The organism is Pirellulales bacterium (genome assembly GCA_019694435.1).
GTDB lineage: Bacteria > Planctomycetota > Planctomycetia > Pirellulales > JAEUIK01 > JAIBBZ01.
Window position 1 is genome coordinate 105751 of sequence record JAIBBZ010000009.1, and the last position, 12444, is coordinate 118194.

Annotated in this window: 11 protein-coding genes; 7 read left to right on the top strand and 4 right to left on the bottom strand. The window is 65.6% G+C overall.

The window, feature by feature from the left end:
- Positions 1 to 196: 196 nt before the first annotated feature.
- Positions 197 to 961 (bottom strand): DUF1559 domain-containing protein, encoded by a 765-nt coding sequence (locus K1X74_09670; GenBank protein ID MBX7166601.1) that lies wholly within the window; start codon positions 959 to 961, stop codon positions 197 to 199.
- A 156-nt stretch (positions 962 to 1117) separates the two neighbouring features.
- Positions 1118 to 1630 carry a hypothetical protein gene (locus tag K1X74_09675; GenBank protein MBX7166602.1) on the bottom strand — a complete coding sequence of 171 codons (513 nt, stop codon included), beginning with the start codon at positions 1628 to 1630 and terminating at the stop codon, positions 1118 to 1120.
- A gap of 113 nt (positions 1631 to 1743) precedes the next feature.
- On the opposite strand from K1X74_09675, the gene K1X74_09680 reads away from it, so the two are divergent.
- The 4 genes from K1X74_09680 to K1X74_09695 all read left to right on the top strand — a co-directional run bounded on the left by K1X74_09680 (position 1744) and on the right by K1X74_09695 (position 5383).
- Positions 1744 to 2190 (top strand): hypothetical protein, encoded by a 447-nt coding sequence (locus K1X74_09680; GenBank protein ID MBX7166603.1) that lies wholly within the window; start codon positions 1744 to 1746, stop codon positions 2188 to 2190.
- Between the two features lie 118 nt (positions 2191 to 2308).
- On the top strand, positions 2309 to 2857 hold the full coding sequence (locus tag K1X74_09685) for a hypothetical protein (GenBank protein MBX7166604.1): 549 nt from the start codon (positions 2309 to 2311) through the stop codon (positions 2855 to 2857).
- Between the two features lie 149 nt (positions 2858 to 3006).
- Complete coding sequence (locus K1X74_09690; GenBank protein MBX7166605.1) at positions 3007 to 3555, top strand: hypothetical protein; 549 nt, start codon at positions 3007 to 3009, stop codon at positions 3553 to 3555.
- Positions 3556 to 3766: 211 nt separating this feature from the next.
- Complete coding sequence (locus tag K1X74_09695; protein ID MBX7166606.1) at positions 3767 to 5383, top strand: PQQ-like beta-propeller repeat protein; 1617 nt, start codon at positions 3767 to 3769, stop codon at positions 5381 to 5383.
- 110 nt (positions 5384 to 5493) lie between these two features.
- Here K1X74_09695 and K1X74_09700 read toward each other — a convergent pair whose 3' ends face one another.
- Positions 5494 to 5682, bottom strand: coding sequence for a hypothetical protein (locus tag K1X74_09700; protein MBX7166607.1), 189 nt, complete (start codon positions 5680 to 5682; stop codon positions 5494 to 5496).
- Between the two features lie 396 nt (positions 5683 to 6078).
- On the opposite strand from K1X74_09700, the gene K1X74_09705 reads away from it, so the two are divergent.
- The 3 genes from K1X74_09705 to K1X74_09715 are packed head-to-tail and all read left to right on the top strand — an operon-like array spanning position 6079 to position 11656.
- Positions 6079 to 6855, top strand: a complete 777-nt coding sequence (locus K1X74_09705) for a hypothetical protein (GenBank protein MBX7166608.1) — start codon at positions 6079 to 6081, stop codon at positions 6853 to 6855.
- Positions 6856 to 6874: 19 nt separating this feature from the next.
- Entirely contained in the window at positions 6875 to 8326 is a 1452-nt protein-coding gene (locus K1X74_09710) for a DNA polymerase Y family protein (protein MBX7166609.1), read from the top strand.
- 36 nt (positions 8327 to 8362) lie between these two features.
- A complete protein-coding gene (locus tag K1X74_09715; protein MBX7166610.1) occupies positions 8363 to 11656 on the top strand; it encodes an error-prone DNA polymerase in 3294 nt (1097 codons plus the stop codon).
- A gap of 123 nt (positions 11657 to 11779) precedes the next feature.
- Here K1X74_09715 and K1X74_09720 read toward each other — a convergent pair whose 3' ends face one another.
- Positions 11780 to 12265, bottom strand: coding sequence for a hypothetical protein (locus K1X74_09720; GenBank protein MBX7166611.1), 486 nt, complete (start codon positions 12263 to 12265; stop codon positions 11780 to 11782).
- Positions 12266 to 12444: the final 179 nt, after the last annotated feature.

Sequence of the window (12444 nt, forward strand, 5' to 3'; positions counted from 1 at the left end):
GGTCTCCAAGTAAGACAAATGCAAGCAGGGAAAAGAACTCGTACAGCGTCGTGCTCTGCGCACCGGCGAGCGCGCAGCTAGATCCGCAGCGTCGTTCCAGGACGCAGTGCGGCGCCGAGCAGCCGTCGCCGGCAGGGCCAGCGATCGTGCCAGGCGATCGAACGGCTAGTTCACGAGCGTTTCCACGGCGCGACGATCATTGAGTCAGAAAGGCCGAGTTGGGCTTGGCAAAGTTCCAGCCCTCGTCCGCCCAGCGGTGAAGAATCGCGTCGGGCCACAGTTGCACGTGGCCATCCGCGAACAGGTAATGCGCCAGACCATTCGTCTGGTGATCCGGCGTCTGGTGCTTCAGGTAGTTGGTGCCGTAGTGGCGATCGGGCGAAATCTCGTTCGTGATCGCTATCCAGATGGTCTTGTCACGCAAGTTGCTCTTCGAGAACCAGGTCTTGGCGTGGATATGCTCGTTGTGCAGCGAGATATCGGCTTTGCCGGCGATCTCGAACGCCAGAATCGTCGTCGACATCGACTTGATGTAATTCCGATTGGTGATGGCCACGCGCAGGCCCGCACGGCGCACAGGCTCCGGGTCGGAAACGGTGACGTAGTCGTTCAGCACATAGCTGGTCATCCGCGCTTCCAGCCGTTTGTCGCGTTGCGGATCGTCGGGACAAATGCGGACCTCGTCGACATTCTCCAAGTACGGCGCCAGCAGATGGATCCACGAGTCGCGGATATCCTGATCGAGGCTGTCGTGCATCGTGCCTGGAAACTGCCCGTTGAAGGCGTTTCCATACATCGTCACGGCCAGCCCGATTTGGCGCAGATTGTTCGCGCACTCGGTCTTGCGACCCGAAGCACGCGCCATTTGCACGGCCGGGATCAAGAGCCCGATCAGCAGGCCGATGATGCCCAGGACAATTAGCAGTTCGATCAACGTAAATGCACTGCGGCGCGCAAACATGGCCTCACCCTCGCGCAGGACTGCTAGACTCGTGAATGCCGCGCCGAAAGCTTCAAACGCAAGCGACGGACCTTCGGCGCGAGCAGAGCGTCAGCCACGCCACGAGGGCAGCACTCGGCGCAGACTGCGGCGCCGAGGAATGCCGAGGAACGCGGCCTAGACGACCTTGGGCGGCCCGCGCGGATGGACGGTAAGCAGGCGCACACCGCTTACCTGGACTGAGATGACCACGGGCCGGTCTACGGCCGGGCCTTGCAGATGCAAGACGACGGTCGTGACGTTGCGGTCGCAGGCCTGCGAAAGGAGTTTGCAAATCGAGCATTCGTCGGATGTCGGCGAGTCGGACGGCGCATCGTGCTCGTGTCCGGAGCGATGCTCCGAATCGCCGTGGTGATGCTCTTCGTGCTCGTGCGCGCCAGGGCCATGGTGACACTCACTGTGCTCGGCAGCGAGGAGGTGCGGTCCCGCGTGTGCACACGGGTGGCCGCAATTGCCCGCCGGGCCGTGCCAGCCATAGCTCGCCACACCCATGGTCACATAGGCGGCCAAGGCGACGTAGCGAGCGGCGATGGAGCGCGAAAACGACACGGCAACGGTTGAGGCAAAATGCTTGCAGATGCAAATCGATTGCGGATAATACGCCTGCTCTGCGGCCCCGTCAACGGTCATCCGCCAAAAAAACTCGCAACGTCTCCGCCAACAGCCACTCTTGGCCCATGCGCAAGGGATGAGTTAGCCTGAGACGTCAGCTCTAGACCATCGCGACGCCGGAGTGACGTGCCGTGAACAAGGCCTTTGTCCGCGAACCGGACGACCTGCAGACGGCGCGCTGCCCGCGCTGTGGTTCGCCGGGAGTTGCGGTCGGACGGGAAACGCTCGCGGCACAATTGATGCCCGAAGCGGCTGCGGCGCTGGGCGATGCCGCGTGGTTTTGTCCTTTTCCGCGCTGCGATGCCGCCTATTTCAACGTGCTGGAGCGGGTGGTGAGCGTCGATTCCCTGCGCCAGCCCGTTTATCCCAAGGACCCGGCCGCGCCGGTCTGCCCATGTTTCGGGCTTACGCTCGACGACATCGATCAAGACCTGGCCGAAGGCGGCGTGCGACGCGTTCGAGCGACGATCGAGCGTGCCAAGTCGCCTGAGGCTTGCTGCCTGGAGCGTTCGCCGACGGGCCGTAGTTGTATTGCCGACGTTCAGCGGTACTACATGCAGCGGCGCGGGGGCAGTTAGCCCAGCGGCCGGCCGCTGCAGTGGCAGATTAGGAAAAGGTTTATTTCCAGGGCGAGGGAACGAATCGCGCCACGTCTCCGTCTAATCCCTGGTGGAATCTCCCCATGGGCGGGGTAATATGGTGTTCCTCCGCCGGATGCAGGGATTCACCGCAAGGAGTCACGTGATGCGAACATTTCGATGGAGCTTTGTCGGGCTAGGGTTGGTGCTGGCCGCGCAGCCGGCCGTGGCCGACGACCCGCGTAGTTCCCAGCAGCAGCGTCCAACGGCCCAAGCCGTACAGGCCGAGGCGGCGCCCGCCGAGATCAATCACTTGAAGGTCCGCAAGGGCTTCAAGATGGCCGTAAAGTCGGCAACTCATCCGGTGGCGATGAAACCTGACACGGCCCGCACTCCGGCGCTGCGTTCCGGGGCAACCAATTCCGGCGCGGTTAAACAAACCCGCCTGGCCCCCGAGGCCAAGGCAGCCGCTGCGGCTGCCAAGCCTGTGAAAGTCGCACCGGGCGAAAAAGTCAATAAATTGAATCCCGCCCGCGCGGCGCGGATGAGCGGCATGATGCGTTCTCTCAGTGCATCCGTGGCGAAGCCGATTGCGCAGGGCGAGGCGATCGGCGGCGAGCGCGGCGCGCCGACCAACGCGAATCCGCCGATGGGCGCAGGCAATTAGTCAGATTGTCGTTGGCAGGTTTTGCTCCGGCCCCTCCGCAGGGCCGGATTTCATGATCCAGGGCCAGGGCCGAGACGGAATTCGGATGTGTTGAACGGATCGGACCATCGGACTTTCGGCCCCTACTTTCCGCGAGGAGCACTTCTTCCATGACGCACTGCCCGTTTGCTCGATTTCTCTCCGCGGCCACGGTGGCCGGAATGTTGTTCTGCGGGACCTCGGTGGCGCTGGCCCAGCGCTCGAACCCTGATGGTGCGGCCCCGGCCGCCACGTCCAAGGCTGGCTCGCTGCAGGAATTGCTCGATCAGAGCGCCTTTGCTTACAAGAAAATGGAAGACGGTCGCTTTCGCGTGACCGTCGAATCGAGCGGCACGGTGTCGGTGATCATCGCCTCCGATCCGTCGCTCTGGAAAGACAACGAAGGGAACGACGTCCGGACGGTTTTCATCTTCCGCTGGATCGCCGATTTGCCGGAAGGCTTCAAGCCGTCGGCCGAGTTTCTCAGCAAGATTCATGAGATCAATGACGCGCGCTATCTGGGCCGTTGCTGCATCAACAAGTACGGCATCTACTACGCCAGTGATTTCTGGCTCCGTACGGCCGATAAGCTGAGCCTGGAAGACGAGTTTTACGCCGCCCACTACGGCGCCGAGTTTATGGCCAAGGAACTGAAGCCGTTCCTGCAAAGCGAAGAATAGTCGGGCGCGCCGGCGGCGCGACGGCATCTCGCGGGCACGGCCTGGGTTTCGCCTCGAAGCGAAGCCAGGGCTGTGCCCGCGGCCTTTTTTGCCGGCGACGTGTTTGGCGGGTTGTCGTTCGATTTCTAGAATGTCGCCAGACCATTCGCCTGCTCCGTGCCGCGTGGGGTGGCAACGGGCTGCTGTTGAAGGTCATGGGAGGCTCGTCTGCATGATGGAAGAGCAACAACAAGCTCCGGTGCGTCGTTCTCACCGCCTCTGGTTGGCCGGATTGATCGTTGCTGCCGCGGCGGCGGGGATCGTCGGTTTGCGTTTGGTGCCAGAAGATCGCATGTCGGCCGATGTCGCGGGGATGTACGTGACGTTTGTCGTGGCCGGTGCGCTGGCGGCGCTGGCAGCCTGGTTTGTAACGCTGAGCCGCTATGCGCTGTGGGCGCGCATGGGCTTCTTGGGAATGCTCGCCGTGGCGGCCGGGCTGTGGTTTGCCGCGGTGCGCCGGGTGGATCTGACCGGCGATATGCAAGTGAAGCTGGAGTTTCGCTGGGAGCCTTCGCGCGACAGTCTGCTGGCAGCGCATCGGCAACAGGTGGGTGAAGCCGAGGCCTTGGCTGTCGATCTGGTGGCGGCGCCGGGCGATTGTCCCGAGTATCGCGGCCGCGCCCGAGACGGCGTCGTGCAGAGTCCGCCGTTGCAGCGCGATTGGAATTCGCCGCCGCCGGCGCTCTGGCGCCAGCCGGTCGGCGGCGGCTATGCGGCGTTCGTGGTCGTGGCCGGCAACGCGATCACCATCGAACAGCGCGGCCCAAAGGAAACGGTCGTGTGCTACGACGCTGCCACGGGCAAAGAGCACTGGCGTTACGAATACGACGCGTTGTTCAGCGAGCAACTGGGCGGCGACGGTCCACGCGCCACGCCGAGCGTCGCCTTCGGCAAGGTCTACACACTGGGTGCGACCGGGCATCTGGCCTGCCTCGAAGGCCGCACGGGCAAGCCGCTCTGGGAGCACGATATTCTCGACGCGGCGCAGGTTGCCAATCTGACCTGGGGCATGAGCGGTTCGCCGCTCGTTTGCGACCAGTTGGTGATCGTCAACCCGGGCGTGCAGAAGGGGAGTGAGAACAGTCGCGGGGTACTGGCTTTTGATGCCGGGGACGGCCATCTGGTGTGGAGCGCCGGCCATACCCAGGGCAGCTACGGCTCGCCCATGCTGGTGACCCTCGCCGGCGCGCGGCAGATCCTGATCTTCGATGCCGGCGGTCTGGCGGCGCACGATCCGGGTGACGGCCACGAGCTTTGGCGCTTCGATTGGCGCAGCGATTTCGACATCAACGCCGCGCAGCCCATCGCGCTGCCTGATGATCGGTTGCTGTTATCGTCGAACGCCGGTACGGCCGTGGTGCAGGTGAAAAAATCGGCCGACGGCAAGTTCGCCGTCGAACAGCGGTGGCGCAACCGCGAGCTGAAATGCGACTACGCGTGCCCGGTGGTGCGCGAGGGTTACGTCTACGGTCTCGACAAGGGCATTCTGACGTGCCTGGCTCTCGAGGACGGCAAACGTCAGTGGAAGAAAGGCCGGTATGGGCACGGGCAGATGCTCTTGTCCGGCGATTTGTTGATCGTGCTGGGCGAAGAAGGGCAGTTGGCGCTGGTCGAAGCGCAGCCCCAAAAGCACGTCGAATTGGCGCTGCTCAACGAGGCCGTGAAGGGGCGGACCTGGAACAATCCCGCGCTGGTCGATGGCCGGTTGTACATCCGCAACCATCTGGAGATGGCCTGCTACGATCTTCGCGCCCCGGGCAGCGCGCCTGGTCCGGCTGTGCCGCAATAGCGAAGGTGCGCGTGTAGCAGCGGTGCTTGGGCGGTGTCGGCGCCCTCGGTTCGACACGGCTCGAAGCGGGGCGCGCGGAGAGGTGCGCGAACGATCGAGCGTCGTTCGGCTCAAGCCGTCGCGGCCGACAGGGCGTTGAGTTCGCGGTCGCGCTTCTGCATCTCGTCGAGCACGATCGGGTGCCATTCCCGATTGCGCAGCTCGTCCGACACGTAATTCTCGCGCGCCCAACGGCGGAGCCGCAGTTCCTCGATCACGTCGACTTCGAGCGCGGGACTTTCAATCGTAGCGGTGGTCATTGCAGTTTGGTTCTCCGGGTCGAGCTGCCAGGGCCCCCGTGTGATGGGCTTGTGCTCTCTGCTGAAAATGAACGCCAGTCGTTCGTCGATGCCAATGCCTCAGGAACTGCCAGGTGCCCCAAACGAGTGGGGGTGAAACAAGCCATCGTATCGGCACTTCAGGCGGGTGAGAACACTTCCCTCGAATACGTACTCCGTGATTTTTCGGTTGGGAAGAAATGTTTTCTGTCCCAGTTTGCCCAACCCAATTGGTTTGCGGAAACCCTAGGGTTTGAAAGCTGTTAGAGCAAATGGTTCGGGTTGGCGGTCGCCTTGCATGGGGTAGCTCGCTTGCACGGCCAGGGGTGGGTGCTAGCATTGAATAGTGTTCAAAAGTTCAGTATTTTGCCAGGCGTCATGAGTTCCATCTCGGCTGCCGATTCTCGCCGTCAAACTGTCGAGCGCCTGGCCGAGCAGGTCCGGTGCTTCGAGAGCCCGCGCATCGACCCGGCCGGCATCGTACGGACGGGCTGTACGGCGCTCGATCGCCTGCTGCCGCAGAGAGGGTTTCGCCGTGGTGCGTTGATCGAGTGGATCGCCGCCGTACAGGGGGGAGTCGCCACCACCTTGGCCCTGGTCGCGGCTCGCGAGGCCTGTGGCGCCGCCGGGCATTGGGCCGTGATCGATCCGGCCGAGACTTTTTATCCACCGGCCGCTCAGGCCTGGGGGCTGCCTTTGGATCGCCTGGTCCTGGTGCGGCCGGGCCGTGCGGACGAGGCCCGTTGGGCAACCGATCAGGCCCTGCGCTGCCCGGGGCTGGCTGCCGTCGTGGCCTGGCCCGAGACGCTCGATCCCCACACGTTTCGACGCTGGCAGTTGGCCGCCGAGCAAAGCGGAGCGATCGGTTTGTTGCTGCGTCCACCGCCGGCGCGCCGCGAACCGACGTGGGCCGATCTGCGGTTCGGGGTCGAACCGCGTCCGAGCGGCGCGGGGTGTCCCCGGGTTCGCGTCGAAGTCTGGCATGCCCGCGGTCCGGGGCGCGGCCGCAGTCTGGAGCTGCTGATCGATCATGAAACGCACCACCTGTCTGCCTGTGGCCCCGAGTCCTCCCTTGCCGGCGGCGCTGCGTGTGGCGTGCCTGTGGTTCCCCGCGTGGCCGCTCCAGCGCCGGCGTGCCGCGTCGCAGGAGGTTGAGCGGGCGCGGCCGCTGATCTTGTCGCGCGCCGATGCTCGGCGCGGGCTGGTCATCGTCGCGGCCAGCGAAGAACTGGTCGCGCGCGGCGTGCATCCCGGCCTGCCGCTGGCCGAGGCGCAGGCCCTGTTGGCCCACGATGCCCGCGGTCTGGCGCCGATCGTCGAAGAACACGATCGGTTGGCCGATCGCCAGGCGCTCGTAGCGCTGGCCCAAGCGTGTCATGTCTTCAGTCCTCAAGTGGCCGTGGCCGACGATCGCGACGATGCGATCTGGCTGGAACTCACCGGCCTGGCCGGCTTGTGGGGTGGCGAAGAGCCGTGGCTGAGCCAGTTGGCCGCGCACCTGGCGCCGGCGGGCTGGGTTTATACCGTGGCCATTGCCGACTCGTTCGCCGCGGCCTGGGCGCTGGCCCGGTTCGCCGCGCAGCCAGGCACACCGCAAATCATCGCGCCAGGAACCACGGCCGAGGCGGTGGCCAGTTTGCCGATCGAGGCGCTGCAATTGAACGACAACACCTGGCAGACGCTGGCCCGGTTGGGGTTGCGCGAAGTGGGACAATTGATCGACTTGCCGCGCGGCTCGCTCGCCGCGCACGTGGCCGCGCAGGTTCCTCGCCGGCTCGACGATTTGCAAGGTCGCGCGGCCGAGGTGCTCGAAGGTGTGGCGCCCGCCACGCGTCACGAAGCCGCCGCGGCCTGGGAGTTGCCCCTGGAAGATCTCGAAATCCTGCTGCGCGAACTGGAGCGGTTGTTGGCCCGCGTGGCCGAGCAACTGGCCGCGCGCCATCGGGGAGCCACGCAGGTCCGCGTTGCCTTGGGCTGTGCCCCGGCCGAGCCGGTCGTGATCGACCTGCACTTGTTTCGCCCCAGCCTCGACGTGCGGCACTGGCTGGAGCTGGCCCGGTTGCAGCTCGACCGGCGGCGGCCAGGCTCGGGCGTGCTGTCGGCGCACGTCGAGGCCCGTCGCATCGCGCCACGCGAGCAGCGGCAGCTCGAGTTGTTTTCCACCGGCACGCGCGACGCCGCTCCGCGGCAACTCGACGAACTGCTGGGCCGTTTGATCAGCCGCCTGGGATATCGGGCCGTGTCGCGCGTCGAGTTGCTGCCCGAGGCTCAGCCCGAGCGTGCCTATCGCACACGCTCGGTGGTGGCGCCCGTGTCGCGCGGCGGCCGGCGCCGGCGCGCCGCGACCGCGTCGTGGCCTTTGCGCCCGGCGACCCTGCTGCCGCTGGCCCGACGGCCGTTGGCGGTGCGTTGTTCGCCGCGGGGCGCGTTGCAGGCTTTTCGCTGGCAGGGTCGCGAATTGCCCGTCGCGCACTGCTGGGGGCCCGAGTGCATCGAGACCGGCTGGTGGCGCGGGCGTTTTGTCCGCCGCGACTATTACCGCGTCGAGCTCGACGACGGCCGCCGGGCCTGGCTGTTTCGCCGTTCGGCCGATGGCGGTTGGTTTTTGCACGGTTGGTTCGATTGAGCCGCGCCGCCGGCGCAGGGAGGGCCATCGCGGCGCGTGCAGGCGAGGAACAATCCCGTGGATGGTTATGCCGAATTGCACTGCAAGTCGAACTTTTCGTTTCTCGAAGGCGCCGCGCATCCGGCCGAACTCGTCGAGCGCGCGGCCGAATTGGGCTATCAGGCGCTGGCGATCACCGATCGTCACAGCGTGGCCGGTGTGGTGCGTGCGCACACGGCCGCCAAGCAGGTCGGCTTGCCGCTGTTGATCGGGGCCGAGATCGCGCCGGTCGATGCCTCGCCGGTCGTGCTGCTGGCCATGAATCGTCGCGGTTATGGGCGACTGTGCCGTTTGTTGACTCTCGGCCGGCGGCGCGCCGAAAAGGGCCAGTGCCAGCTGTTGTTCGCCGACGTCGCCGCGCACGCCGACGATCTGCTGGCCTGCGCGCCCTTGGTCGAACGCGACGCGGAACCCGCTTCGGCCGATCTCGCCGAGCGCGCCGCATCGGGCAGCGCCCGCTTGCGCAGCCTGCCTGCCGATCGTGGCGACTTGGCGAGCGCCGCCTGGCAAGGCGGCGAAAAACTCGTTCACCCGTCCTCGTTGCACGGCTATCGCGAGGTGTTTGGCGATCGCTTGTATGCCCTGGCCGAGCTACACCAAGGCCCCGACGACGAGGCCCGGCTGGCCCAGATGCTGCGCCTGGCCGAGGCGGCGCGGCTCCGGGTCGTGGCGGCGGGCGACGTGCATTTTCACACTCCCCAGCGGCAGCCGTTGTGCGACGTGTTGCACGCCGTGCGCCACGGCTGCACCGTGGCCGAGGCCGGGCGGCGGCTGTTTCCCAACGCCCAGCGCCACCTCAAGCCGCTCGCCGCGCTGCGCGCACTCTTTGCCGCCGCGCCGGAGCTGGTGGCCCGTACCGTCGAGGTGGCCGCCCGCTGCCGTTTTTCGCTCGACGAGCTGCGCTACGAGTATCCCGAGGAGCTGGTCCCGACCGGCCGGACGCCGGCGGCGCACCTGGAGCAGCTCACCTGGGAGGGCGCCCGCCAGCGCTGGCCCGAGGGCGTGCCCGAGCGGGTCCGCCAATTGCTTGTGCACGAGCTGCGGTTGATCGCCGAGCTGAACTACGAGGCCTATTTTCTCACCATCTGGGACCTGGTGCGTTTTGCGCGTGGGCGCGACATCCTGTGCCAGGGCCGCGGCTCGGCGGCCAACTCGGCCGTGTGCTATTGCCTGGGCATCACGTCGGTCGATCCCGATCGGATGGACGTGCTGTTCGAGCGGTTCATCAGCCGCGAGCGCAACGAGCCGCCCGATATTGACGTCGACTTCGAGCACGAGCGCCGCGAAGAGGTGCTGCAGTATCTCTATGAAAAGTACGGCCGCGAGCGGGCCGGCATGACGGCCGAGGTGATCACCTACTGTGTCCGCTCGGCCGTGCGCGACGTGGGCAAGGCGCTCGGCCTGTCGCTCGATCGGCTCGACGTCCTGGCCCGGCATCTCGACGGCCATCGCCACGATCCCGAGCTGCCGCGGCGCCTGCAAATGGCCGGGCTCGATCCGCAGTCGACCGTCGCCCGGCAACTGTTGGCGCTGGTCGACGAGCTGGCCGGTTTTCCCCGGCACCTGTCCCAGCACGTCGGGGGCATGGTGCTCACGCAGGGGCCGTTGTGCGAGCTGGTGCCGATCGAGAACGCGGCCATGGAAGGACGCACCGTGATCCAGTGGAACAAGGACGATCTCGACGAGCTGGGCATCTTGAAGGTCGATTGCCTGGCGCTGGGCATGCTCACGGCCCTGCGCAAATGTTTTGCCCTGGTCGAGCGGCACGCCGGTCGCCGGCTGTCGCTGGCCGAATTGCCCGAGGGCGATCAGCGCGTTTACGACATGATCTGCCGGGCCGACACGGTCGGCGTGTTTCAGATCGAAAGCCGGGCCCAGATGAGCATGCTCCCCCGGCTGCGCCCGCGGTGTTTTTACGACCTGGTAATCGAGGTGGCCATCGTTCGCCCGGGGCCGATTCAGGGCAACATGGTGCATCCGTATCTGCGCCGCCGCGCGGGCGAAGAGGCCGTGAGCTATCCGAGCGACGCCCTGCGGCAGGTGCTTGAAAAAACGCTCGGCGTGCCCCTGTTCCAGGAGCAGGCCATGCGGCTGGCCGTCGTCGCGGCGGGGTTCACGCCCGGCGAGGCCGATCAGTTGCGCCGCGCGATGGCCGCCTGGCGCCGGCCCGGCTTGATCGAACAGTTTCAGCGGCGGCTGATCGACGGGATGCGGGCCAACGGACTGACGCAGGAATTTGCCGAGGTCGTGTTCCGGCAGATTCGCGGCTTCGGCGAATACGGCTTTCCCGAGTCGCACGCCACGAGCTTTGCCTTGCTCGTTTATGCCTCAGCGTGGTTGAAGCATTACTACCCGGCCGCCTTTGCCGCGGCGGTGATCAACAGCCAGCCGATGGGTTTTTATGCGCCGGCCCAACTGGTGCGCGATGCCCGTGCCCATGGCGTCGAGGTCCGGCCGGTCGACGTCACGGCCAGCGATTGGGACTGCACGCTCGAGCCGGGAGCTGTCGATCAAGAGCCGGCCGATCGGGCGTCGACCGACGATGCCCACGAAGGCCAGCGCGCCGCTTCGCCGTGGGCCCTGCGGTTGGGGCTGCGGCTCGTGGCGGGACTTTCCGAAAAGCAGGCTCGCGCGATCGAGACGGCCCGGCGACGGCAGGCCTTTGCGTCGCTCGACGACCTGGTGCGCCGCGCGCGGCTGCCGCGGCCGGCGCTCGAGCGCTTGGCCGAGGCCGACGCTTTGCGCGCGCTGGCCGGCGACCGCAGACAGGCCCTGTGGCGCGCGCTGGGACAGGCCAAAAAAACCGGCACGATGCCGCTCTTGGACGAGTTGCCCGACGACGAGGGGCCCGACGTCGTGCTCCCCGGACTTTCGCCGCCGGCCGAGGTAGCGGCCGACTATCGCACGGTCGGGCTGTCGCTACGCTCGCACCCGTTGTCGTTCTACCGCCGCGAGCTCGACCGTCTGTACGTGCTGCCGGCCGAACGGCTGGCGACCTGGCCGACCGACCGGCCGGTAAGTGTGGCGGGCCTGGTGCTCGTGCGGCAGCATCCGTCGACCGCCAAGGGCATCATCTTCATCACGCTCGAAGACGAGACGGGCGTGGCGAACCTGGTGATTCATCCGAGCACGTGGCAGCGCCACTACCGCGCCGGCCGCACGGCGACGGTGATGCTGGCCCAGGGGCGCCTCGAACGCCGCGACGAGGTGATTCACGTAATCGTGTCGAAGCTCGAAGACCTGACCCGAAAACTACCGGGCATTCCGAGCCAATCGCGAGATTTTCGGTGAGGACCGAGTGAACCTGGGTCTCGGATCGGGCAGCCTGGAAGCGGCCGTCTGTGCGCTCAGGACACGCCCTCCTGAGCATGCACAATGGTAGCCGGTGTCTGTCACGCCGCCGAGCGATCCAAATCATCGGGCCAACGGTGCCAGCTTTTCGTCGGTAGCCGACCCAGTAGCCGGCTCCGGTGCATGCGCTGGTTCGGCTTGTTGTTGCGCAACTCGTGGCCGCTGGAGAGAGGCCGACATTTCCCGCCGGATTTCCTGTATTTGTGTCTGGATTTGCTTCAGTTCATCAACTTCGGTTTGCGGAGACTGCGTTTGATAAATCGTAAGAAGCAATACGCCAATACCGGCCCAGAATGCGGCGGCCAAGCCCTGTCCGTGCTTCAAGTCCTCTTTGTGCGCCGGGTTACCGTCGAGCCACGGGTAAAGGTAGGAATACTCAACAATAAACCAAATCGGTGGGCCGAATGTCCACACGATCGCATTTAGCATGCGCCAGAACTCACTAGTCGGAGACCCATAGGCTTTAAAGGCTCCAATGATGGCGATGAGTAGGCCGCCGCTGGAGACCAAGGTGCGGATGCGCCACAAATTCCGCTCTTTACCTGACATTGTTATTGCATGCTCCCTAGTTCCGGCCCGAACTTGTTTATAGGATAACCAACGTAACACCTGTAGCATACAAGGATGTCAGCCCATCTGCAGGCGGCCGAACCTCGGAAGTCGCAATTTGCGCCTATATCAGTTTCTCGCTGAGTGACAGGCTGTTTCCGCCTGACGCGCATCGCCTT

Excerpts from the sequence above, each read along its gene's own strand:
- K1X74_09670 (MBX7166601.1), bottom strand. The coding sequence starts at position 961 with ATGTTTGCGCGCCGCAGTGCATTTACGTTGATCGAACTGCTAATTGTC.
- K1X74_09675 (MBX7166602.1), bottom strand. The coding sequence starts at position 1,630 with ATGACCGTTGACGGGGCCGCAGAGCAGGCGTATTATCCGCAATCGATT.
- K1X74_09685 (MBX7166604.1), top strand. The coding sequence starts at position 2,309 with ATGGTGTTCCTCCGCCGGATGCAGGGATTCACCGCAAGGAGTCACGTG.
- K1X74_09690 (MBX7166605.1), top strand. The coding sequence starts at position 3,007 with ATGACGCACTGCCCGTTTGCTCGATTTCTCTCCGCGGCCACGGTGGCC.
- K1X74_09695 (MBX7166606.1), top strand. The coding sequence starts at position 3,767 with ATGATGGAAGAGCAACAACAAGCTCCGGTGCGTCGTTCTCACCGCCTC.
- K1X74_09700 (MBX7166607.1), bottom strand. The coding sequence starts at position 5,682 with ATGACCACCGCTACGATTGAAAGTCCCGCGCTCGAAGTCGACGTGATC.
- K1X74_09705 (MBX7166608.1), top strand. The coding sequence starts at position 6,079 with ATGAGTTCCATCTCGGCTGCCGATTCTCGCCGTCAAACTGTCGAGCGC.
- K1X74_09720 (MBX7166611.1), bottom strand. The coding sequence starts at position 12,265 with ATGTCAGGTAAAGAGCGGAATTTGTGGCGCATCCGCACCTTGGTCTCC.